At 71.2% G+C, this 23,448-nt stretch carries 15 protein-coding genes; 11 read left to right on the top strand and 4 right to left on the bottom strand.

Annotated elements, in window-relative coordinates; all coding sequences use genetic code 11:
- Positions 1-86: 86 nt before the first annotated feature.
- Positions 87-1,538 (bottom strand): WGR domain-containing protein, encoded by a 1,452-nt coding sequence (locus SMA5143A_RS40215; RefSeq protein WP_107467751.1) that lies wholly within the window; start codon positions 1,536-1,538, stop codon positions 87-89.
- Positions 1,539-1,904: 366 nt separating this feature from the next.
- On the opposite strand from SMA5143A_RS40215, the gene SMA5143A_RS40210 reads away from it, so the two are divergent.
- The 9 genes from SMA5143A_RS40210 (at position 1,905) to SMA5143A_RS40165 (ending at position 15,255) form a co-directional block, all read left to right on the top strand.
- Positions 1,905-2,495, top strand: coding sequence for a TetR/AcrR family transcriptional regulator (locus SMA5143A_RS40210; protein WP_107467750.1), 591 nt, complete (start codon positions 1,905-1,907; stop codon positions 2,493-2,495).
- Positions 2,496-2,856: 361 nt separating this feature from the next.
- Positions 2,857-3,828, top strand: a complete 972-nt coding sequence (locus SMA5143A_RS40205; protein WP_107467749.1) for an SMP-30/gluconolactonase/LRE family protein — start codon at positions 2,857-2,859, stop codon at positions 3,826-3,828.
- Positions 3,829-3,903: 75 nt separating this feature from the next.
- Complete coding sequence (locus tag SMA5143A_RS40200) at positions 3,904-4,770, top strand: SDR family NAD(P)-dependent oxidoreductase (protein ID WP_107467748.1); 867 nt, start codon at positions 3,904-3,906, stop codon at positions 4,768-4,770.
- Positions 4,771-4,843: 73 nt separating this feature from the next.
- Positions 4,844-6,085, top strand: a complete 1,242-nt coding sequence (locus SMA5143A_RS40195; RefSeq protein ID WP_375136603.1) for an amino acid deaminase/aldolase — start codon at positions 4,844-4,846, stop codon at positions 6,083-6,085.
- A 796-nt stretch (positions 6,086-6,881) separates the two neighbouring features.
- The gene (locus SMA5143A_RS40185; protein WP_146194037.1) at positions 6,882-7,715 is read left to right on the top strand and encodes a hypothetical protein; all 834 of its coding nucleotides are present in this window, start codon (positions 6,882-6,884) and stop codon (positions 7,713-7,715) included.
- Between the two features lie 6 nt (positions 7,716-7,721).
- Positions 7,722-9,011, top strand: a complete 1,290-nt coding sequence (locus tag SMA5143A_RS40180; protein WP_146194036.1) for a patatin-like phospholipase family protein — start codon at positions 7,722-7,724, stop codon at positions 9,009-9,011.
- 153 nt (positions 9,012-9,164) lie between these two features.
- Positions 9,165-11,213 carry a dynamin family protein gene (locus SMA5143A_RS40175; RefSeq protein ID WP_107467745.1) on the top strand — a complete coding sequence of 683 codons (2,049 nt, stop codon included), beginning with the start codon at positions 9,165-9,167 and terminating at the stop codon, positions 11,211-11,213.
- Positions 11,210-12,784: a dynamin family protein gene (locus SMA5143A_RS40170; protein ID WP_107467744.1), complete on the top strand. Its 1,575-nt coding sequence runs from the start codon at positions 11,210-11,212 to the stop codon at positions 12,782-12,784. The genes SMA5143A_RS40175 and SMA5143A_RS40170 overlap by 4 nt, the downstream gene beginning before the upstream one ends.
- Positions 12,781-15,255 (top strand): Hsp70 family protein, encoded by a 2,475-nt coding sequence (locus tag SMA5143A_RS40165; protein ID WP_107467743.1) that lies wholly within the window; start codon positions 12,781-12,783, stop codon positions 15,253-15,255. Before SMA5143A_RS40170 ends, SMA5143A_RS40165 begins: the two co-directional genes overlap by 4 nt.
- 50 nt (positions 15,256-15,305) lie before the next feature.
- On the opposite strand, the gene SMA5143A_RS40160 is transcribed toward SMA5143A_RS40165, so the two are convergent.
- The gene (locus SMA5143A_RS40160) at positions 15,306-17,306 is read right to left on the bottom strand and encodes an RICIN domain-containing protein (RefSeq protein ID WP_107467742.1); all 2,001 of its coding nucleotides are present in this window, start codon (positions 17,304-17,306) and stop codon (positions 15,306-15,308) included.
- A gap of 367 nt (positions 17,307-17,673) precedes the next feature.
- Between SMA5143A_RS40160 and pdxR the strand changes: the two genes are divergently transcribed.
- Both pdxR and SMA5143A_RS40150 read left to right on the top strand, forming a co-directional pair.
- Positions 17,674-19,200 (top strand): MocR-like pyridoxine biosynthesis transcription factor PdxR, encoded by a 1,527-nt coding sequence (pdxR, locus tag SMA5143A_RS40155; RefSeq protein WP_107467741.1) that lies wholly within the window; start codon positions 17,674-17,676, stop codon positions 19,198-19,200.
- Positions 19,201-19,234: 34 nt separating this feature from the next.
- Positions 19,235-20,785, top strand: a complete 1,551-nt coding sequence (locus SMA5143A_RS40150) for a GMC family oxidoreductase (protein ID WP_107467740.1) — start codon at positions 19,235-19,237, stop codon at positions 20,783-20,785.
- Here SMA5143A_RS40150 and SMA5143A_RS40145 read toward each other — a convergent pair.
- Together SMA5143A_RS40145 and SMA5143A_RS40140 are read right to left on the bottom strand one after the other, a co-directional pair.
- A complete protein-coding gene (locus SMA5143A_RS40145; RefSeq protein ID WP_107467739.1) occupies positions 20,763-22,211 on the bottom strand; it encodes an FAD-dependent oxidoreductase in 1,449 nt (482 codons plus the stop codon). The genes SMA5143A_RS40150 and SMA5143A_RS40145 overlap by 23 nt on opposite strands.
- A complete protein-coding gene (locus SMA5143A_RS40140) occupies positions 22,208-23,446 on the bottom strand; it encodes an NAD(P)/FAD-dependent oxidoreductase (RefSeq protein ID WP_107467738.1) in 1,239 nt (412 codons plus the stop codon). The genes SMA5143A_RS40145 and SMA5143A_RS40140 overlap by 4 nt, the downstream gene beginning before the upstream one ends.
- Between the last annotated feature and the right edge of the window lie 2 nt (positions 23,447-23,448).

Raw genomic sequence — 23,448 nt, 5'->3', positions numbered from 1 at the left:
TGTCCGGCCGGGCATGCCGTTGTCCACCCGTCGGTTCCCGTCGGGCCGTCGAGGCCAGGAACAGTTCGGCCGAGCCCTTCGGCATGTCACAGCAGTCGTCGGATGTCGCCGCGAACCCGGTAGAAGCCGCCTGCCGCAGCGTGCAGGGCGTCCACGACGTAGCGTGCTCCAGGCTCGCGTATCGCGCGCGGGAACTGGACGTTCAGCGCCTGGTCGTAGCCCTCGGACACCACGTGCACCCGAATGCGTCCCGCCTCCTTGACGCACTCCACGACGACCGCTCCCGCCGGGGCCTGGGCGACGGTGGTCACCGCGTCAGCGGCCGTGGCCGGTTCGTAGGTCGGCAGCGCTGCGGCGAGCTTGACGTCCCGCACCACTGGCACCGTGCCCTGCTGCGCCGCGGTGACGGCGGCCTCGCTCGCATCCACGCACACCAGCGAACCGTCCGTGGTCACCAGGTACAGCCGCTCGTCGTGGTACTGCATCGACAAAGCGGAACCACCGCCGGTGCCGAGCTTCCACAGGCGTGTGCCGTCCTGGTCGAAGCAGTAGACGGACGAGGCCGCGTCGCCCGCGAAGACGAACTGTCCCCCGGGTGACGTGGCACATGAGTACACCGCGCTGTCGCAGGGGTACGTGGCCTCGATCATGCCGGTCCCCTTCGACAGCCGCTGGACCACTTTGTGGGCGGTACCCGCGTACACCGCGTCGTCCTCCTGCCAGCCGAACAGGACACCGCCCCGGGTCGGCGTGTGCCACAGCTCCCCGCCGCCGTCCGGCGCGTAGGCCGTGACCCCCCGGTGGTGGCCGTGGTAGACGGCCCGGTCGTCCGCGCGGACCATCCAGGCGTGTTCACCCTGACTGCGCCGGGACCACTGGTGCTCGTCCTCGTGGTCGATGACGGTGAGTCGGCCTTCGCGATCGGAGACGTCCAGGACGCCCTCGTGGATGTCGAGCCAGAAGATGTCGACGTCCGCCGCGATGTCATAGGCGGCGAAAGGCAGCTTGGAGGACAGGTCGTACACCTTGCCGTCGTCACAGCCGGCGTAGATCCAGAAGTCGTCGGCCACCAGGCACTTCACGCCGTCCGGCAGACTGAAGCGCGCCAGCGTGTTGCCGTCGTGGTCCAGGGTGTACACGTCGCCCGCCTGGTTGCCGACCCAGCAGCGCTCACTGTCGACGTGGATACCGAACGCCGAGGAGCCGGTGGCGAACCGCCACAGCACCGGGGCAACGGCACGCGCGGTGGACGGCGCCGAAGCCACCTGACGCCTGGTCACCGCACGCGGGGCACGCTGTCCCGGTACGGCCGGGGCATATCCCCTGCGGACCTTCTCGCCCACCTTCTTCGCGGCCGCCGCCTGCGCCTTCTCCGCCGTGGCGAACGTCGTCGTCTGGGTCTGTCCGCCGGCTCCGATCCGCCCGTAGCGCACCGTCACCACCTGCCCGTCGACGGTCACTTCGTAGAACTTGTGCGCACCGTCACCCTCCTGCGACAACTCCAGATACGTCGTCGACACCGCAGCCCCGGCAGACATGACACACCCCTCCCCACAGCGGACCCGTGGCCTTTCCAGCGGATCCCACTGCTCACACCGTAGGGGGACCCACTGACAATTGGCGGGCCGCCGCCGACGTCGCCGTCGGGGACCCAATTCAATCGGGCCTGGGTACGACGACCGGCCGACGCGGTCTTCAGCCTTGGGCAGGGTGCCGGTGCCGGGGTGCGCCGAACGTGGTGTCGGTCCGCTGATGCTGTCCATGTCCGCAGCCCCAGTGCCGTCCGAGGCCCGCCGCCGTTGGTCACGGGGCGACCGGCATCGTAGTTGGTCAAGCGTCCAAGACGGCGGTTAGCATGAAACGAGCATTTCACTCTTGATGGAACGGTGGACCGGATGTCTCGCATGGCAGCGAAGGATCGTCGGGAAGAACTCATCGCCGCGGCGTTCCGCGTCATGGTTCGCGACGGAGTCGCCAGGACCACGACCCGCGCTGTCGTCAACGAGGCGAAGATGCCGTTGGGGGTTTTCCACTACTGCTTCACCTCACGTGAGGAACTCCTCCAGGAAGTGATCACCCGCATCACGGACAGCGGCGTGGCCAAGGCCCGGGACGTGTTCGAGGGAGGAGGCGACCTCGACGAACGCATCGCCAGGAGCCTGTTCGCCTTCTGGGAGGGAGTCGAGCTCAGCCCGGGAGAGCATCTGGTGGGGTACGAGCTCGCCCATTACGCGTTGCGCCAGGAGGGCTTCGAGGATCTGGCCCGTCGGCAGTACGAGCATTATCTGGAAGTCCACGAGCAGCTCCTCACCGAGGCCGCCGAGAGCGCGGGCATCACATGGACGGTGCCCCTTCCCGTGCTGGCCCGCTACCTCAACGCGGTGCTGGATGGCGTCACGCTGTGCTGGCTGGCCGACCGTGACAGCGAGAACACCCGCGAGGTGCTCCGCCTCACCGGTGAGCACCTCGTGAGTCTCGCCGCCAAGGACGCATGACGAAGTCGGGCGGGGTGTGGGGGCCGTGGCCGCCGCAGCCCGCCCGATTCCGTTACAGCCACTGGCGAGCGTGCGCGAGGAATTCCGCACGGCTTCGGGCGCCCAGTTGGGCCCAGCCCGGCTGGGCCTGTCGGGCTCGTGCGCCCGCTCGCGCCACCTCCTGCGACGGGGGCGTCCGCCCGTGCGCCGTCGGGTGTGGGCGATCGCGTCCGGGCCACGGAAAAACTCCTGCCGGAACGTTGACTTCGGTTTGCCCAGAATGAGACGGTCACTCGTACAAGTCAAGCGTCTTGTACGAGTGACCAACTTGTTGGGCGGCAGAGAAACCAGGCCCGACGCCCGTCACCAAGGAGCGGCTGGAATGAAACGGACGGCATCGGTCGCGCTCAGCGGCTTCGGTGTTCCCGAGTCACTGCGCTGGCATCAGGGAGCCCTGTGGTTCTCCGATCTGGCCCATGGCACGGTGCACCGCTGGGACGGCGCGGGCGAGGCGGAGACGGTCCTGAAGGTTCCCGGCCGGGCCGGCGGGCTCGGCTGGCTTCCGGACGGGCGCCTGCTCGTCGCCTCCATGGACGGAGGTGTCGTGTACCGGCTGGAGACGGACGGCGAGCTCGTCGAGCACGCGGATCTGCGGCATCTCGTCGGCGGCCCGGTCAACGACATGCTCGTCGACCCGCGCGGACGTGCCTACGTGGGCAATTTCGGCTTCGACTACCACGCGTTCGCCCGCGAGCACGCCAACGCCATGCTCTACGCGCCGCCCGGCCCGACGAAAGCACCGATCGCGTGCCTGGCCCCGGACGGGACCCTGCTCGGACTGACCGAGCCGATGCTCTTCCCCAACGGATGCGCCCTGACGGCCGACGGCACCACCATGGTGGCGGCCGAGACCCTGGCCATGCGGCTCACCGCCTTCCCCGTGCTCCCCGACGGCACACTCGGACAGCCGCGCCCCTGGGCCCCGCTGATCTCGCCGTTCCTGTGGCACGCCGTGAACCATCCGGGGCTCCTCGGCCGCATCACCCGCAGGATCTCCGCGCTGCTGGACCACCCGGCCATCGCCAAGCGCTCCGCCTCACCGATCGCCCCCGACGGCATCGCCTGGCACAGCGACGGCGAGACGATGTGGATCGCGAACGCACTGCGTGGCGAATGCGTGCGGGTGGCCGAGGGGGGTCGCGTCCTCGACCGCGTGACGACGAGCCAGAACACCCTGAGCTGCCTGGTCGCAGGTCACGACGGACGCACCCTGTTCGCCGCGACCGTACCGACCGACGACCCCGTCCGCGCCGCAGAGCTGAACGGTGGTCGCGTCGAGATGCTCCGGCTGTGAACCCGCGGGCGACAACGGGGGGCGACTTCATGTCGGACGGTTGACTTGGACATACGACCAGGAGACTCTGTGGCCATGAATGATGTGTCTGAAGACAGCCGGGTCCTCCTCGTCACCGGCGCGGCCTCCGGCATCGGGGCCTCGATCGCGCAGTCGGCGGTCGCACGGGGTCACCGCGTGATGCTGTCCGACGTCAACGAGCAGGCCGTGCGGGCCAGGGCGCTCAGTCTGGGCAGCCGGGCCGCCGGTTGTGTCCTGGACGTCCGGGACCCGCAGGCGTGGGTCAGGGCCTTCGAAGCGGCGGAGGCCGCGTTCGGAGCCGTCGACGTGCTGGTCAACAACGCCGGCATCATCCATACCGGCCACGCACGTGACCTCGGCCCCCAACAGCACCGCGACATCCTGGAGGTCAACCTGCTCGGCGCGATCACCGGCACCTGCACGGCGATCGAGCGGATGACCGCGCAGGGCCGCGGCCACATCATCACCGTCTGCAGCATGACGGCGTTCCTCCCGCTCCCCGGATACGCGACGTACTGCGGCTCCAAACACGGGCTGCGGGCCTTTCACCACAGCGCGGCCCTGGAAGAACGCGACGGGCCACTGGACTTCACGATCATTCATCCTCCGTCCACGCGCACGGACATGCTGGAGCAGGAACTGGCCGACCCCGCTTGCGCCATCTCCTTCGCCGAGAAGTCCTGCGCGCCGGAGGACATCGCCAAGGCCGTCGTCGACGCGATCACCTCCAGGCCGGTCGAGGTGGTGTTCCCTGCCCTGGGCGGCCGTGTCCAGCGGATCGCCGGCGTCCTCCCCCGCCTGATGCGGTGGGTGATCCCGCTCGCCGAGACCAGGGGAAGAAGGAAACGGGAGCGCATCATCGACCCCACGGGCCGCCGCCGGTCCGATGCGGCGCGGCCCTCGGACCGCTCGGCCGGCTGACGGGGTTCCCGGCCGCCGCTTACCGGGCCGGTCCACCGAACCATCGAGAAAGGGTGCGGATGTGAGCGCACGTGTGGCGTCCTGGCCGGACGTGAAATCGGCCGCCTCCGCCGTGGCCGGCTTCAGCGAGGTCCGGATGACCCAAATACAGCGGGCCACCCAGCACTTGGACCCGCCGTTCGCCGTGGTGGACCTCGATGCCTTCGACGCCAACGCCGGCGATCTGGCGGACCGCACGGGCGGGGGCGCCACGATCCGCCTGGCCAGCAAGTCGGTCCGCAGCCGCGACCTGATCCAGCGTGTCCTGAAGCGTCAGGGTTACCGGGGCATTCTCGCCTTCACCCTGCCCGAAGCCCTGTGGCTGGCCGAGGACCACGAGGACGTGGTCATCGGCTACCCGACCGCGGACCGCACCGCGTTGGTGCACCTGGCCAAGGACGAAAGGGCGGCCTCCCGCGTCACCCTCATGATCGACTCCGTCGCCCAACTGGACTTCATCGACGAGGCCGTCGGTGCCGCCCGCCTCCCTCTGCGGCTGTGCATCGACCTGGACGCCTCCCTGGAACTGGCCGGCGGGCGCATCCACCTGGGCCCGTACCGCTCCCCCGTGCACACCCCGCACCAGGCCGCCACGCTCGCCCGGGCGATCCAGAGCCGTCAGGGGTTCCACCTGGCCGGGGTCATGTCCTACGAAGGACAGATCGCCGGCATGGGCGACAACCAGCCCGGATCCCCGCTCAAGCGCGCCGCGCTCCGCGCCGTGCAACGCCTCTCGGCACGCGAACTGGCCGACCGGCGTGCCGCCGCGATCGCCGCGGTCGAGACCGTCGCCCCGCTGGAGTTCGTCAACGGCGGCGGCACCGGCTCCGTGGAGCAGACCTCGGCCGAGCACGTCATCACCGAGATCGGCGCGGGCTCGGGCCTGTACGGGCCCGGGTTGTTCGACTTCTACCGGCGCTTCCGTCCACGGGCCGCCGCCTACTTCGTCATGCCCGTCGTACGCCGTCCCACGGACCGGATCGCCACCGTACTCGAGGGCGGCTGGGTCGCCTCCGGCCCGCCCGGCCGCGACCGTCTGCCCACTCTCAGCTGGCCCCGGGGCCTGCGGATGCACCCGCTGGAAGGAGCGGGGGAAGCGCAGACACCGGTGCTCGGCCCGGCAGCCCACGGACTGCGTCTCGGCGACCACGTGTGGTTCCGGCACGCCAAAGCCGGCGAACTGTGCGAGCGGGTGAACATCCTCCACCTGGTCTCCGGCGGCGAGATCGTCGGCCAGGCCCCCACCTACCGGGGAGAAGGGCACGCCTTCCTCTGAGCCCGTGTGCCCCGTGTGCCGCTCCACCGCGGGCTGTCGGCGATCGAGGAGCTTCTTCCCGGGCTGCGGGGGCAGTTGGTCGACGCGGGCGGGGTACCGCCGGACGGGCGACCTGGCAGGGCTGGGCGAACGCGGATGGGCGCCCTCCGGCACACCCGTGCTGGAACTGGTCCCCGCGATCCGCCCGTTGGTCGAGCACGTGGTCCGGCGGCGTGTGGCGGAGCTGCCAGGGGTGGAGCCGCGTGGCGGCACACGGGTGCGGGGCCTGAGCCGCGGCGCGACCACCACCGGCGGCAGCCGGCTCATCGAGTGCTTCGACGCACCGCCCGTCGGCCGGACACCGAGCGGCATCTCGGGCCGTTGCCGGTCCCGCGCGACATAGTCCGACACATCCAGAACACAGGCCGACTGACCGGCATTGGGGAGTTCGGGAGGTATTTCGGTTCTATCGGTGGCACACCGACAAGGACCGTATTAGGGTGACTTGATTCGGTCAGGCGCATGCGCGCCGATCCGGTGGGGGCGATGCGCGGGGGGCCGTGCAGTGGGATCGGAGCAGACACATACGGGCGCACCGCGCCCGCCTCATGCGGCGGGCCGCGTGGTGAAGCGCGGCGACGAGCTGGAGCGCCTTGTTCTACGGGTGCCGGCGGCACGCGGCCGCGCCGATCTGGAAATGCTTCAGCAGCTGATGCGGGGCGTGCGGCGTACCGAGACCCAGATCGAGACAAGTGCGGGGCGGGGACCGTTCGCTCGTCTGGTGGCCGTCGTTCGGGGCCGGGCGCACAAGGAACGCGTGTCCGCAGACCGGGCTCTCGTGTTCAACCAGGTGCAGGTGGCTCGTCACCTGGACCGACTGTCGAGCCAGGCACTGCGGGTGGACGCGGAGGTGGCGCGGATCGCCGGCCACCTGCGGCGTACCGACATGATCCTCAACGCCGTGGAGCGGCGCGGTCTGGAGAACGCCCGACTCGTCGCGGAGCTGGGCGAGAGCCTTGCGGGTCTGGCCGAGTTCATCGGCGACCTGCACAGCCGCATGGAGCGGGAATGGGGCGAACTGAGCGGTGCGCTGGGTGTCCTGGAGCGTCGGGTGGAGGGGCTGGAGGCCGCCGACGCAGCCGACTTCCATCTGCGTACGGCCGTCCGCCGATGGAGATCCGGACAGACCTACACCGGACTTCCCTGGACCTGCCAGGTGCTGCTGCTGGCGGAGGAGGTGTTCCGGGGGCCTTGCGGCATGTACGAGTTCCTCACCGGTGATGTCCGCCGGTACCGCGATGAACTGGCGGACAGGCTGCTCGCCGAGCCCGCGAAGGCCTGGACGCGGCGGCGCCCGCTGGCGGAGGTACTGGACGCCGTCGCCCAGGATCTGGGCGACGGTGAACCGCGGCTGCTGGTCGCGGAGATCCTGGGGGCCGGGCTGCTGCCGGAACTGGACGGCCCCCGAGGGCCGTTGACCGCGGCACTGAGGGTTCGGCTCTCTCCGGAGGACGGGCCTCCGCCACGCTCGGACGGCTGGATGCCCGGCCGCCTGGACGGGCGCGGCTTCGTCCGCCAAGCCGTGGACGAACAGGCCGACCACGCTCTGCGCGCCCGGCGGGACGCCTGCCCCTTCCCTGGGCGGAGGTGATGGGCCGTGGACCCCGAAGAAGTCGCCCGGCGGGCCCGCCAGGTGCAGTCCCGAGCCGAGGCACTGGCCTCTGGCCCGGTCTGGACGGAGGGGGCACCGCTGCCCGTTCCCCAGCCGCTCGGGCTGCGGGATCCGGTGGAGGTCCTGCGGCAAGCGGGGCTCCAGGACCCGCGCAGGCTGCCGGTCGGGCTGGTCCTGGCTGGAGGCGGGGCGAAGGGCGCCTACCAGGCGGGAGTGGTGGCCTTCCTCGCGGAGCAGGGCGTGCCGGTCGTCGCCGTCGCCGGGGCCAGTATCGGCGCGCTCAACGGGGCGGTCGTGGCCTGCGCGCCCTCCCTGAAGGAAGCGGCGGGGCGGCTGAGCCGGCTGTGGCAGGAGACCGCCGAGCAGAGCGGTGCGCCGCCCCGGCCGCACCACGAGCCCTTCGGGGAACCGGCCGGGTACCAGATGGGCAATCTGGTCCACCGGCTGAAGGGCCCGATGCTCCGGCCCGGATATCTGGATTCCCTGGTGGAGCGGAGCGTTGATCCGGCGCGGCTGAGGGCCGGGGTGCCGTTCTACGCCACCCTCTTCCGGTCTCTGCCGCCCGACGTCATCAGCGCGCATGCCTCAGACCTGCTGCCCCGCGATCCGCATGACGGCCCGGCGCTGCGCGGCAGACCGTTGCGACTGACGTGGGTCGCCGACGTCGCCCGCTCGAAGGTGCTGCGCCGCCGCTCCATCTGGCTGTACGTGAACGATCTGCCGGACTCCCGGATCCACCAGGCGATCCTCGGCAGCGCCGCCATCCCGCTGGTGATGCCGCCGCGCATGGTCGGCGGGGTCGCCTACCGGGACGGGGATGTGCTGGGCGGGGGGAATCTGCCGGTTCCGGCCCTGGCGGGCCGGATCGCCGCGACGCGGGTGATCGCCGTGCACCTGTCGCACGCCCCGCTCTTCGAGCCGGGCCGGCACCCCGGCTGCGAGATCGTGGAGATCTACCCCCGCCGCTCGCTCGCCCACCGTGCGCCGGTGCTGGGTACGACGAGCGCGGCGCTCGACCTGTCCCCCGCCCGTGTGGAGGCGCTGCACCGGCTCGGTTACGAGGACGCGCGGGAGGCACTGAACGCGCTGTGGGCGGAAGATCTCGGCTGCCGGGCGGCGACCGCGCTGGACCGGCACCGCAGCGCGGCCGTGGCCGAACTCGACGAGCCCCTGCCCCGCCTGCCGCTGACGGCATATCCGGATTCCGCCCCGGATTCCGTCCCGACGCCCGGGGAGGGTCGGCAGGAGGGCGGTCCGAACCCCAGCACTGGATAGCCGTCCGCGTCCGTCGCCCCCGGGACACGCCACCCCCTGCCTCGCTCCAGAACCCCTCGCGCGACGCGCTCCGGGCGCGATCCTTCTTTCCCGCTCGCATGTCCCACCGCCCCACCGGCCGCACCCACCCGGACCGAGGAGAGCACAGCCACCGTGACCGACACCTTCGAACAACTCCGTGAGGATGTCACCGGCCTCTGCCGGGACCTGTTGCGCCGGGTGGACGACGCGGCCGCCCCACACACCGCGGAACGGCTCGACGAGGTCCTGCAACGCCTCGTCGACGGCCGGCTCACCGTAGTGATCTGCGGTGAGTTCAACCGGGGCAAGTCCACCCTGCTGAACGTACTGCTGGACCAGTCCACCGATCTGTTCCCGACGGCCCCGTACCCGACGACCCGGCTGGTGACCACGGTCGAGTGGGGCGAGACGGAGGAGTACCACGTCCGCGTCACCCGAGGCGACGGCTCGGTGGAGGAGCGCCGTATCACCCGTGAGGAGATCGACGACCACGCCGGGGAGACCGCCCACGGACTTGGGCAGGAGCACACCGACGCCACGGTCACCGTGCACCTGCGCCTGCCCAATCCGCGCCTGCGCTCCGGACTCGTACTCGTGGACACGCCCGGCGTGGGCGGTACCTTCCCCGCGCATTCACGGATCACCCACGCCGCCCTGCGGCTCGCCGACGCGATCGTCTTCGTCGCCGATGTCACCGATCCGCTGACCAAGCCCGAGCTGACGTTCCTGGCCACGGCCGGCACTGCGCTGCGAGCCGCCGACAGCGAGGACGCTCTGCTCGTGGTGCTCAACATGATCGACCAGAGGCCGGACTACCACGCGTTCGCGGACGAGATGCGGCGACGGGTGGCGGAACGCGTCGGGCGAACCCCCGCCGCCACTCCGGTCCACCCGGTCTCCGCGCTGGGCAAGCTGCACTATCTGTGCACCGGGGATCCGGCCTTCCTGGAGGAGAGCGGATTACCCGCGTTCGAGGAGGCGCTGTGGCGGACTCTCGCGGCGCGCCGGATACGTGTGCTGCTCGGTGCCCCGCTGCAGGAGGCGCGGGCCACCGCCGAGGCCCTCCTCGCCCCGCTCGTCGCCCAGGAGACGGCGCTGCGCGACACCACCGGCCGCGAGCTGGAACGGCTCGCGGCCGAGGCCGCCGCGCAGCGGGACCGTCTGGACCAACTGTCCGAGCAGAGCGCAAGGTGGCGTGAACAGGCCGCCGCGAGACTGGAGGAGCTGCACGGCGAGATGAAACGCCGAGTGACGGAGGCCTTCGACAGCATCTGGCAGCGCGCGTCCACCGAACTGTGCGCCCAGGAGTACTACCTGACCCAGCCCGAGCACCTGGACGAGCAGGTCAACAACGAGTGCCTGCTGGCCATGGGTTCCGTGGACGAGTGGGGAGCGCGGCAGGCCACCGGCATCGTCCAGGCCCTCGCCGCGGAGTCCGGACTGGCCCTGGCGGCGCCCGCGTTCGCCGGCTCCGCCCACTCCTCGGTGGTCGACCTGCCCTCGTACCGGAGACTGAGGCCCAAGAAGAAGAAGGTGTACCACGCGGGCCCGCAACGCACCGAGGTGATCGGCGCCCATTGGGAGGACGGGTCGGGGAACCGCGCCGGAATCATTCGCAGCGGGGCCGCCGGCCTGGCCCGCACCTTCAGCGCGGCGATGGGAGAGAAGGTCGGTCGGGCACTCAACGTCCGCTACGTGCAGGAAACCCGAACGGTACGCGGCCCCGGCCACACCACCGTCGAGATCAGGAACATTCCGCGTTCCCGTCTGGCCGCCCGGCGTGCCCAGCTCCAGTCGGACCTGCTGCGGCTGCGCCCCCTCGCCCAGCAGGTCGTCACGAGCGAAATCGACACGCGCGTGGCGGAGTTCGCCAAGGCCGTGATCGCGGAGATGGAGAGCCTCATCGACCGCGAGCGAGAGTCCCTCGACATCACCCTCCCGCTTCTGGAGGAGGCCCGCCGGGCGACCCGCGAGGCGGCGTTGGCCACCCTGGGCACGCTGGCCGACGCCCAGCAGCCGCTGCGCACGGCCCGCCAAGCCGCCGAGCGGTTGCTCGAGGAGACCGAAGCCCTGGCCCGCGAGGCGCACGCCCCACACAGCGGAGGCAGCACACCCGGAGACGGGGACGACGGAGCCGGCAGCAACGCCTCCGGCGACCCGGCGGACGGGGAAGAGGAGTGAGCGCGGGTCCGCACGACGAGTCCACCTTGACCGGGCGGTTCCTCACTGTCCTGACGGAGGCCGAACGGGCGGCGGACCGGCCGGCCCTGGACCCCGTGCGGCAGACCATCGGGACCGGGGCCGCGAGGCTGGGCACGAGAATGGGGGTCGCCGTCGTCGGCCGGGTCAGCCAGGGCAAGTCCACACTGGTCAACGCCCTGATCGGGGAACGCCTGACACCGACCGGCGCCCTGGAGCTGTCGTACAGCATCAACCGCGTCCGCTACGGCGATGCCCCCTCACTGACCGTGCACCACCGCGACGGCACGTCCTTCCCCGCCGACCTCGACGAACTGGAGCGGTACGCCGCGCGCGCAACGGACAACCAGGAGCTGCTCGCCGCCATCGACCACCTGGAAGTGGTCTGCCCCAGTCGGCACCTGACCGGCTTCGACCTGATCGACACCGCGGGGCTGTGCTCGGTCCGGGACGGGGACTCCCGGCGGACCCTGGACTTCCTCAGCCGCAGCCGGGAGAACGTGCACGCCGAGACGGCGGCCGCCTCCACCCAGGCGGACGGGCTGATCGTCGTGATGAGCAGGCGTGGCATGGCCGAGACGGATACCGAGATGCTCGACGCCTTCCTCGGACCCGACGCCGTCACCCGCTCACCGGTCACTGCCGTCGGTGTGATCACCAAGGTGGAGGAGTTGTGGCCGAAAAGCCCGGACCCCATGGCCACCGCGCGCGAACTGATCGCCCGGCTGACAGCCCGCCCCGCGATCCGCCGTCTGATGTTCGAGGTCACCCCGGTGTGCGGACTGCTCGCCGAGACCGCCACCCGGTTGAGCGTCGAGGACCTGAAGGATCTCCGAGCACTCGCCCGGGTACCGCCGGAACGCCTCCGGGCGGATCTGCTGACCGCCCAGGTCTTCTCCCGCGCGGACCGCGATCTTCCGCTCACCCCCGGGCGCCGGGCCGCACTGTACGAGCGTTTCAGCGGCTACGGGCTGCTCACCGCCACCGGCCTGGTGCGCGAGGGCGCGGACACCTCGTCCACGTTGAGAGCCGGCCTGGAGGACGCATCCGGTATCAACGCACTGCGCGGCACCGTCAACCACCACTTCGCGCACCGCTCCGAGACCATCAAGATCCGCATGGTCGCGGGCATGGTGATCGCATCGGTACGGCGGCTGCGCCACAGCCTCACGGGCGAGGACCGGTTCGCCGCGGACGCGGTGGAGCGCCTGCTCACCGGCTTCCTCACCCACGAACCCGCACTTCGCGAGCTCGACCTGCTGCACCAGATCGCCACCGGCCAACTGGCCCTGACCGCCGATGACCAGGAGCAACTCCTCGCCCTGGTCGGAGCGCGGGGACGGGCCGTCCACGCCCGCCTCGGGCTGCCGCCCGCGACACCGCTCGACGAGGCCCGCCGCCGGGCTCTCGAACTCGCCGAACGCTGGCTGCCGCGCACCGCCTTGGGCTTCCCCGGCGGGAACCGCGCCACCGCCCGCATCGTCCACGACCGTTGCCAGAACCTCATCGCCCACATCGACGCCGCCCGACGCCATCTGGAGGACCCAAGGTGACACCGCCCCACGCCCAGCCCGGGGCAGCCGCCGCCGGCCAGGCCGCCGACCCGACCGGGGAACACATCCTCGTCGTCGACCTCGGAACCACCATGACCACCGCCACTCTGCTCATGGGCGGTGAGGCCCAGCCGATCCCCGAGCCGGTCGCCGGAGCCCGCTCCTGGCCGAGCTACGCATTCGTCGAGCCTCATGAGATCGTGGTCGGGGAACTCGCCGACGGCCGCCGCCGCAACGATCCGCTGCGCTTCCGGGCGGAGTTCAAGCGCCGTCTCGGCGGTGGGGCGATATCCCGCGAGTACATCGAGTTCCCCGCCGGCGACCACCGGGGCGGGCCGCCCCACCCAAGCTCGTTTCCGCCCGGTGGCACAGTGCCCGCGGGCCGCCACGTCACGGCGGGCGACCTCTCGGCCGCCCTCCTCTCCGCCATCCGCACCGAGGCCGAGCGGCTGGCCGAGACCGCCATCGACCGGCTGCTCGTGACCTGTCCCGGCGACTTCGCCATCGGCAATCCGGACGACCAGCGCTGGGCCGAACTCGACGATGCCTGCCGTGCCGCGGGCTTCCGCGACATCGAGTACCTCCACGAACCGGTCGCCGCCGCCTTCGCGCCGATCTCCGGCCGCCCCCCGGTGCCCGGACAGCTGCTGTTGGTCTACGACTTCGGCGGCGGCACCTTCGACGCGGCCGTCGTCCGCATCAGCGAGGACCACCATCATGTGATCGCCGCCGACTCCCTGCCCGACTGCGGCGGCGCCGATGTCGACGCGCTGATCCTCCAGGAGATCGTCGGCATGTCCGGCCTCGAAGGCCAAGCCCTGCACCGGGCCGAGAGCGCCCTCCGGATCGCCGCGCGCGACGTCAAGCACCAGCTCTCCAGCGACCCGTCCTGCCTGGTGGACCTGGGCCCCCTGCACGAGGGCATCCGCCTCACCCGAGACCGTCTGGAGGAACTCGTCCACCAGTCGGGCCTGCTGGAACGCACCCTCATTCTGGTGGACAAGCTGCTGGACGAATGCGGCGTCAGCCGCGAGGCGCTGGCAGGGGTCCTTCTCGTGGGCGGCACCAGCCGGATGCCCATGGTCACCCAACTCCTGGCGTCGTTCACGCAGTTCCGCCCCATGGACATCGGCTGTGCGGTGGTGGACGGTGCCACGGCCTGGGCCCGCAGCGCCCCCACTCGCACGCTTCTGCCGGGGCGGCCCGCCCCCGATCTGGTCCCGCTGTGCTGGCCGCTCCCGCAGGGCCGAGCCACCCTGAGCCGGTGGCTGGCCCAGCCCGGCGAACGTCTCGCCGACGGTGCCCCCGTGGCTCGGGTGTCCCTGCCCGACGGCACCCTGTGGGACCTGCGTACCCATATGCCCGGCACCCTGGTTCACCAGCACCGCCGTCAGGGCGAGAGCTTCGCCTCGGAAGACTGGCTGGCCAGTGTCCGGGCTGCCCCGCTCGGCGCCGCCGAGGACGGCCTGCGGATCCTCCGCCCCGGCATGCGCGTTCCCGCCACGAAGCCCTGCGGACCGGTCGCCGTCAGCACGGACGGCACGCGCCTGGCCCGTGTCGTCGCCCCGGGCGCCCGTGACGTGGAGATCCTGAGCCTGGAGTCGGGTGAGCCGATCACTGTCATCCGGATGGGGCAGCCCGTCACGCACGTGGTGATGCCCGGACCGGACTGTGCGCTGCTGGCTTCCTCCGAGAAGGTCCAACGTTGGGCCTCGACGTCCGGCGTCTGGAAGCCGACCTGGGAGACCGGAGTGACGGTCAAGGCCCTGATGACGGACCGGGACGGCTCTTTCGCCGGCGGTATCTCCGACCACTACCAACCGACCACCCTCGGCAGTGCCACGTCGGAGGGCTGGGATCCTGCACGGGCGCACTTCAATCAGGGCAGCGGGGCCTGGCTGGCCGTAGGGCCGGGCGGCCGGACAGTGGTCGCCGCGGGCACGGGAAGGTCGGAACTGCTGAGAGAGCAGTCCGGGAGCCACCACCTGGTCGTACTGCCGTACGCGATCTGCGCGACGGTGGCCCCCGTCTCGGGCACGGTCTACTTCAGTGCGCCGTCGGAGGACTTCCACAAACGCTTGGGCGCCATTCGCTCCTCGACTTGGGGTTCGCGTTACCGGACCATGCTGTGGAGCCTGCAGGGGGCTGTGGACTCAGCGATGACGGAGAACCTGCCCCACCCCACGTACCTCGGTGTTCTGTCGCGGAAGGCGACCGTCCCCAGGTACCACGACCTCGGGGTCGGCCCGGTGACGCAGCTGGCCTGTGATCCGAGTGGCAGGTTCATCGCTGCCGGGATCGGTTCACGGATGGTCGTGATACTGCGGATCCAGGATCTCCAGGTTGTGGCGACGACCGGTTGGCTGGCCGAGGAGTTCGTCCGCCTCGCCTTCTGCCACGGCGGGGGCCGGCTCGCGCTCGTAGCCAAGGACGGCTCCGCCACCGTGTGGGCAGCGGCGGATACTCAGTAGGGTCGCCGGAGGTTGGGGTCGCGTTTTCGCGACGGGTGGTCAGGGGTGGGTCAGTTGAGGGTCCACTTCTGGTTGTTCTGGCCGTTGCACGTCCACAGGATCAGCTTCGTGCCGTTGGCCGTCGCCCCGTTCGAGGCGTCCAGGCAGAGCCCTGACAGGTTGTTGGTGATGGTGCCGCCGGGGTTGACGGTCCACTTCTGGTTGGTGGCGTTGGTGCAGTCCCAGATGATGACCTTGGTGCCGTTGGTGGTGCCGCTGTTGAGGGCGTCGAGGCACTTGTTGCCGTAGACGACGAGTTCGCCGCGCGAGGTCTGCGTGAAGGTCTGGTTGCGGCCCCCCGAGCAGTCCCAGAGCTGGGCCTGGGTGCCGTTGACGTAGGTGTTCCTGTCGAGGTCCACGCAGCGGTTGGAGGCGCCGCCGGCGAGGGCGGTGCCGTCGGTGCCGGGGATGCCCTGGACGCGGATGGCGTCGATGTCCGGGGCGGTGCTGCCGGAGACGGCGGCGAACTTCACCGTGTTCGCGCCCTTGGCCAGGTGGGCGAGTACGGACACGGTGCGGTAGGTGGTGGCCGAGCCGGTCGGTGGGAAGGCCGCGCGGTAGGCGTACTGGCCGTTCACCTGGACGGTGGCCTTCCGCGCGGTGGTGCCGCCGTTGGCGTAGGTGATGTCGATGAGCTTGGTGCCCGCGGAGCCGGCGGTGACACCGGTGAGCGTGGGCGTGGCGGCGGTGGTGGTGTCCTCGAACGTCGAACCGGCGGCCTCCGTACCGGAGACGGTCAGCAGGACCGCGTCGTTCGCGGGGACGGACGTGGTGTAGCCGGTGGTGAACGAGCCGGCGTCGGCACGGGTCCAGGCGTTGCGGACGGTGGCGGACGCGGAGGTCAGTCCGAGGTCGGCCCAGCGGACGGTGATGTTCGCGGCGGAGCCCGTGCGGTTGAACAGCATCACCGCGCGCTTGCCGCTGCCGGAGAGCACCTTGCCGTAGACCTGCAGGTTGCGGGTGTCCTCGGCGACCTTGACGCCCTGTAGGCCGCGCGGGTCCTGGTCGATGGCGAGGACCTCGGGGTTGGTGAGGATGTCACGGGTCTCGGTGGTCATCGTGGCCACGTTGTTGCCGGCCAGCAACGGGCCGCCGGCGATGGACCACAGGCTCATGTGCAGCCGGTTGCGCTGGGCGCTCATACCGTTCAGGCCGACCATCAGCATGTCGGGGTCGTTGTAGTAGCCGGTGTGCTGGGCGGCGGGCTGCAGTGCCTGGTCGAAGTTGCGGTACATCTTCGTCAGCCCCGGCGTCTCCCTGAAGAAGAGGACGTCGTCGCTCGTACGCCACAGGTCGCCGTGGCCCGGCGCCCAGTTCCACGGCAGACCGGTGCCCCACTCGCAGAAGGACAGCACCAGCTTGCGGCCGGTGACAGCGGAGGCCGCCTCGTTGGCGGCGGCGATCTGCTTGTACTGGGTCTCCTGGTTCAGCTTCTCCGCACGGCCGCCGCACCAGTCGATCTTGACGTAGTCGAAGCCCCACCGCTGGAAGGTCTCCAGGTCCTGCTGGTAGTGGCCCTCCATACCGGAGCCGGGCGTCGCGGGCTTCGTGGTCGGGAAGTAGTAGCCGCAGCCGTCGTTGCCCGCATCCGTGTAGATACCGGCCTTCAGGCCCTTGCTGTGGAGGTAGTCGGCGACCGCCTTCATACCGCCGGGCCACTGGGTCTCGTCGACCGCGATGTTGCCGTTCGCGTCGCGCTGCCCCTGCCACCAGCCGTCGTCGAGGTTGACGTACTTGTAGCCGGCCGCAGCCATCCCGGAAGACACCAGGGCATCGGCCTGCTGCTTGATCACGTTGTGATCGATGCTGCTGAAGAAGGTGTTCCAGGACGCCCAGCCCATCGGCGGCGGCGTGACGTCGATCTGGTCGGTGCTGACTGCGGCCGGCTCGACCGGCAGGACCGACGGGGACTCCTGGCCGCCCACAACAGCCAGACCGACGACGGCGAGGCCGAGGGTGAGGAACTGGGCCGTGATCCGGCGGGTCCAGCTTCGTGCGTTGATGTGCGGCATGCGGCTCTCCGAGCGGGTGGAAAGAACACTTTCCAACGAAAGTGCCCACATCTCAGCTGTTCGAAGTAGGCGCGTCAAGGCGCGGGCAGCGATTACCCGCGGTAACTGCGGACCGGTCGTCCGAACCACCCGAACGGGGAGCCCACAGGCGCGCTCAGCGGGCCGGTTCGCAGCCGGTTCCCGGCAGGCTCGGGTGCACGTCAAGTCACTCTCTGGAACGGGCTGTTCCGCCCCTCGGCACGACACCTCGTCCGCCCGGGCACGGCAATTTACCGTGACGGGACGGCAACAGAGAGTTGCTCATCTGGAGGTCGACCGTACGAGGCCCCTTCCCCCCAAACCATCCGATCCAGGAGGTTAGGTCCGCGTGCCAAGAGAATCGACGTCTCTTCCCTTCGGTGGATTCGTTCTCGACCGCGAGTCTCCGGTCCCGCTCTATCAGCAGCTCTACGTACAGATCCGGGCCGGCATCGAGAGCGGGCAGCTCCAGCCGGGCCTCCGCCTCCCCGCGACACGGGCCCTCGCCCAGGAGCTCCAGGTCTCCCGCAACACGGTGCTCGTCGCATACGAGCAACTCGTGACGGAACGTCTCGCCGACAGTCAGGTGGGGTCCGGCACACGGGTGGCCGCGCGGAGCCACCGGGTCGCCGCCGTCGGCCCGCGCACGGTGACCCGCCTTCCGGTGCCGCCCGTCATGGCGCGCCCCGTCCCTCGGCTCTCCCGGGCGACCCACGGCATGCTGCGGGCGGCGCGCGCCTACGGCGTCCGTCACCAGACGGCCTCCCCCGTGGCCCAGCCCTTCGTGCTCGGTGTGCCCGCGCTGGACCTGTTTCCCACGGGCCTGTGGAGCCGAGTCCTCTCCCGCCGCGCCGCGCGGCTGAGCAGCGCGGAGCTCACCCATCAGGACCCCGCCGGATACTGGCCCCTCCGCAAGGAACTGGCCGCCTATCTCGGCCTGGCACGCGGCGTCAAGTGCACGGCGGAGCAGGTACTGATCGCGTCGAGCACCCAGGCACTGACGAATCTGCTGGCCCGGATCCTGCTGGAACCCGGCGAGCAGGCCCTCGTCGAGGACCCGGGATACCCGGGCGTCCGGACCGCGCTGTCGGTCGCGGGCGTCGCCCCCTGTCCGGTCGAGGTCGACCACGAGGGGCTCTGCATCGCCCTCGGTGAGAAGCGCCATCCGGGCGCCCGCCTGGCGGTGGTCACGCCGAACAACCAGTTCCCCCTGGGTGTGCGTATGTCGAGCTCCCGGCGCGGCCAGTTGTTGGACTGGGCAGAGCGGGTGAACGGCTGGGTGATCGAGGACGACTACGACGGCGAGTTCTGGTCGGACACTCCGTCGCCGCCTCTGCAACAGATGGACGAGGCCGACCACGTGGTGTACGTCGGCACGCTGAGCAAGGCGCTCTTCCCGGCGCTCCGCATGGCGTACGCCGTCGTGCCACCGGACCTCGTGGACCCGGTGACAGCCGCCCAGCGCGTCACCACCGGAGCGCTGCCGGTGCTCGAACAGGCAGCCGTACTCGACTTCATCCGGGACGACCACTTCGCCCGGCACATCCGCCGGATGCGACAGGCCTACATCGAGCGGCGTGAGGGCTGCGTCGCGGCGCTGCGCGGCCGGCTCGGCGGGCTGGTGAGCCTCACCGGCGCGTCCGCCGGCATGCATCTGGTGGCGCGGCTGCCGACGGGGACGGACGACAGCCGGGTGGCGGCGCTCTGCAACGAGTCCCGCACCACCGTCTATCCGCTGTCCTCCTACTACTCCGAGACGGGCGCACCCGTCCCCGGTCTGGTCCTCGGCTACGGCGCCACTCCCCCGGCGCAGGCGGCCCTCGGCGCCCGGCACCTCGCGGCCGCCGTGTCGCGGGCGACCCGGATCGCGGTCTGAGCGACCTCACATCAACGATCTCCAGGAGGAGTCCATGTACGACTACGTCATCGTCGGTGCGGGATCGGCGGGTTGTGTTCTGGCCGGCCGGCTCACGGAGGATCCCCACACCAGTGTGCTGCTGATCGAGGCCGGCCCCGACGACACCGCGGAGGAGATCCGGCTGCCGAGCGCCTGGCCACGGCTGATGCGTTCCGTCTACGACTGGGCGTATCTGAGCGAGCCGGAGCCGGGCCTCGACGGGCTGCGCCGGGTGCTGCCCGCGGGGCGGGCCCTGGGGGGCGGCTCCTCGGTCAACGCCATGATCTACATACGGGGCAACCGGCTCGACTTCGACGAGTGGGCCGCGCTCGGTGCCACGGGCTGGGGCTGGGACGACGTGCTGCCGTACTTCAAGCGCGCGGAGGACAACACACGCGGAGCGGACGCCCTGCACGGGGTGGGCGGCCCGCTCGGGGTCACCGACAACGCCGCGCCGCATCCGATCATGTCGGATCTGATCGAGGCGGGCCTGCAAGCCGGTCATCCGTTCAACGCCGATCTCAACGGCCCGGAGCAGGACGGGTTCGGCTGGTACCAGGTCACCGTCCGCGACGGCAGGCGGTGCAGCGCCGCCGACGCCTATCTGCGTCCGGCGGCGCACCGACCGAACCTGCACGTCCTCACGGACACGCTCGCGCACCGGGTGCTCTTCGAGGGCACGCGCGCGGTCGGGGTGGAGGCCTCGCACGGTGGTGCGGTGGTCCAGCTGCGCGCCCGGCGCGAGGTCGTGGTGTGCGCGGGGTCGTACAACTCGCCCAAGCTGCTCATGCTCTCCGGCCTCGGGCGCCCGGCCGACCTGGAACCGATGGGCATCACCCCGCTGGCGGACCTGCCCGTCGGGGAGAACCTCCAGGACCACCCGCACATCCCGCTCGTATATCTCTCCAACACCCGGACCAAGGAGACCGACTTCACCCCGGAGAACCTCGCCCGGTGGCGGGACACCGCGGACGGACCCATGAGTTCCAACCTCGGCGAGGCCGGGGGTTTTCTGCGCACCCTGCCTCATCTGGACGCCCCCGACGTACAGGTGACGGCGAGTCCGGCCATGTTCCTCGACGAGGGGCTGACGGCCCCGTACGACCACGCCTTCATGCTCGGCCCGACGTTGCTGCGCCCCACCAGCCGCGGCAAGGTGTCGCTGCGCACGACGATGCCGGGCAGCGAGCCGAGGATCGTGCACAACTACCTCACCACGGAGGAGGACCGGCAGACGGCGGTCCGGGGTGTGCGGATGCTGCTGGAGGTGGCCGAACAGCCGGCGTTCAAGGCGCACCGACGGGCCCCGCTCAGCGTGCCGGAGTCCGACAACGAGGCGGACGTCCTGCGTTTCGCCAGGCGGGTCATGAACAGTCTGTTCCACCCTGTCGGCACCTGTGCGATCGGGGGTGTGGTCGACCCCCGGTTGCGGGTCCTCGGTGTCGAAGGACTGCGGGTGGTGGACGCCTCCGTGATGCCGACCCTGGTGCGCGGCAACACGAACGCGGCCACCATCATGATCGGTGAGAAGGCCGCCGATCTCATCCGTGGTCATGCGCGGTGAGCTGTTCGTCGATCAGTGACGCCAGGGCGGGCACGCAACTGCCGCACCCGGTCCCGGCGCGGGTCCGCCGCCGTACCCCGTCCAGGTCCGGTCGGCCGTCCGCCGCGGCGGCGCGACGCACGGTGCCGGCCGACACGTGGTGGCAGAAGCAGGCGGTCGCGTCGTCCGGCATCCGTCCGGCGACCGCCGCTCCCGCCGGGCCCGGGACGACCAGGTCCCGGGCCGAGGAGGCCCCGGGGACGGCGGCGTCCGTCAGGGAGCGCAGGGCCGCGTAGCCGGACGAGTCGCCGACGAGGACGCCGCCGAGCAGCCGGCCGTCGTCGCCGACGCGCAGGTTCCGGTACACGCCGGCCGCGGTGTCCAGGTAGCGCACCTCGTGTGCGCCGGGGGTCTCGCCGAGCGCGTCCCCGAAGCTGGCCACGGCCACGTCGAGCAGCTTCAGGCTGGTCGAGGTGTCCGCCCCGGTGAAGGCGGCTGCCGTGCCGAGCAGCCCGTCGGCGACGACATCGGCCATCGCGAAGCCTGGGGCGGCGAGGGCGTGCACCCGGCCGTCCGGGGTGAGCGCGCACTCGCCGATGGCGTGGACACGGGGATCGCTGGTGCGGCACGACTCGTCGACGACGATGCCGCCACCGGGGCCCACGAGGAGCCCGCAGGCACTGGCGAGTTCGTCGCGTGGCCGTACTCCGGCGGCGAAGACGACGAGGTCGGCGTCGACGCCGGGGAGCGGATCCCCGTCCGGCGTCGCGAGCCGCAGTCCGGACGCCCGGCCGTGCTCGTCGGTGGTGACGTGCGTGACGCGGGTACCGGTGTGCACCGTCACACCGAGGTCCTCGATGTGACGGCGCAGGGTGCGGCCGCCCTGCTCGTCGAGCTGGCGGTGCATCAGCCAGGGTGCGAACTCCACAATGTGGGTGTCCGGAACCAGTGCGCGCAGCGCTCCGGCGGCCTCCAGCCCCAGCAGTCCCCCGCCGACCACGGCCGCGGTGCCCGCACGGGAGGCCCGGTCGCGGATGGCGGCCGCGTCGTCGACGGTCCGGTAACCGAAGCACCCCTCCGCGTCCGCCCCGGGCACCTCGGGCACGAAGGGCCGGGATCCGGTGGCCAGGACGAGGACGTCATAGCCGAACGTACGACCGGACGCCGTGGTGACCATGCGCCCTGCGCGGTCGACGGCCACGACCGGGTCGCCGAGGTGAACGCGGACACCGGCGCCGTCACCGCCGGGTGTGACGTCGTCGAGCAGGAGTCTCTCCGGCCGGGTGCCGCGCAGGCACTCGGAGAGCCGGATCCGGTCGTAGGCGGGCCGGGTCTCCTCGGCGAGGACCGTGACCTGTCTGCCGTGCGGCCCGCTCGCGGCTCGCAACGCCGTGAGCAGCCGGTGGCCCGTCATCCCGTAACCGACCAGCACCAGACGCTCGTTCACGATGCCGCTCCGACGGCCGAGACCAGGTGGACGCGGTCCTGCGGCAGGGGTACGGCCTCCTCGTAGGCGCGGCGGACCACGTCGACCGTGGACAGGTCGCCGAGAAGGATGCCGCCCACGACCCGGTTGCCCCGGGTGACGACCTTCTTGTAGATCCGGCGTACGGCGTCCGACAGGCACACCACGTCGGTGTCCGGTCGGGCAGGCGCCGACGGCCCTCGCGTGGTGGGTTCGTCGGCCCTGGTCACTCCGAACACCGCCAGGTCGACCGGCGCCGCGGTGAGACGGGTGAGGACCCGGGTGCCGCGGTAGGTCGCGCCACGATCGCGGCCGGACAGGCGCGCGGCCAGGACGTCGGCCTGCTCCCAGGCGGGCAGCGCCGTGTCGTGGACGACCCCGCGGTGCTCGGCGCAGGCGCCGATGGCGTGGACGGACGGGTCGGTGACGCTGCGCAGCGCGGCGTCGACGATCAGGCCCTTGTTCACCGCGAGTCCGGCGGCACGGGCGAGGCCGACGCGCGGGGTGACACCGCAGGCGATCACCGTCGTGTCGGCGGACACCACCGTGGAGTCGTCGAGCAACACGCCGGTGGCCCCCGGCCCGTGAAGTGGAGCGCAGGCCGACACGCCTGTCCGGACGGTGATCCCGCAGTCGCGGAGCACCGCGCGGAGCATGGCGCCGGCCGCGGCGTCGAGGCGGCGGTCCATCAGATGCCGGCCGCGGTGGACGAGGGTCACGTCCTGGCCGCGTCCCGCCAGGGTGAGGGCGGTCTCGACCCCGAGCAGGCCCCCGCCGACGACGACCGACGTGCGCCCCTTCCTGGTGTCCTCGCGCAGCCGCAGGCAGTCGGTCAGGGTGTGCAGCGCCCGTCCGTCCCCCGCTCGCCCCAGCCGCCAGGGGTGGGTGGGGCGGCTGCCGGTCGCCAGCACCAGCGTGTCGTACGGCTGCGCGGTCCCGTCGGAGGCGATGACGGTACGGGTGTTCCGGTTCACCGCGACGAGGTGGACTCCGGCGTGGACGTCGATGCCCGGCACCTGGGGCGGTGAGATGTCCTCGGGCCGGTGACGGCCCGCCAGGACGCCGGTGAGCAGCAGGCGGTTGTAGCCGGGGCGGGCCTCGGTGTCGTAGACGGTGATCCGGACGTCCGGGGCCCAGGCCGCCAGTCGGCGGACGAAGCGGGCGCCCGCCATGCCCTGGCCCACCACGACCACTCGGCGGCCGACGCTCCTTCCCATGG

This window comes from Streptomyces sp. MA5143a (assembly GCF_900290235.1).
Lineage (GTDB): Bacteria > Actinomycetota > Actinomycetes > Streptomycetales > Streptomycetaceae > Streptomyces.
The sequence above is the reverse complement of the archived record's forward strand: the minus strand, read 5'-3'. Positions and strand labels throughout refer to the sequence as shown.

What these genes read in the sequence shown, in the direction of transcription:
- SMA5143A_RS40215 (WP_107467751.1), bottom strand. Translation starts at nt 1,538, where the DNA reads ATGTCTGCCGGGGCTGCGGTGTCGACGACGTATCTGGAGTTGTCGCAG.
- SMA5143A_RS40210 (WP_107467750.1), top strand. Translation starts at nt 1,905, where the DNA reads ATGGCAGCGAAGGATCGTCGGGAAGAACTCATCGCCGCGGCGTTCCGC.
- SMA5143A_RS40205 (WP_107467749.1), top strand. Translation starts at nt 2,857, where the DNA reads ATGAAACGGACGGCATCGGTCGCGCTCAGCGGCTTCGGTGTTCCCGAG.
- SMA5143A_RS40200 (WP_107467748.1), top strand. Translation starts at nt 3,904, where the DNA reads ATGAATGATGTGTCTGAAGACAGCCGGGTCCTCCTCGTCACCGGCGCG.
- SMA5143A_RS40160 (WP_107467742.1), bottom strand. Translation starts at nt 17,306, where the DNA reads ATGCCGCACATCAACGCACGAAGCTGGACCCGCCGGATCACGGCCCAG.
- SMA5143A_RS40150 (WP_107467740.1), top strand. Translation starts at nt 19,235, where the DNA reads ATGTACGACTACGTCATCGTCGGTGCGGGATCGGCGGGTTGTGTTCTG.
- SMA5143A_RS40140 (WP_107467738.1), bottom strand. Translation starts at nt 23,446, where the DNA reads ATGGGAAGGAGCGTCGGCCGCCGAGTGGTCGTGGTGGGCCAGGGCATG.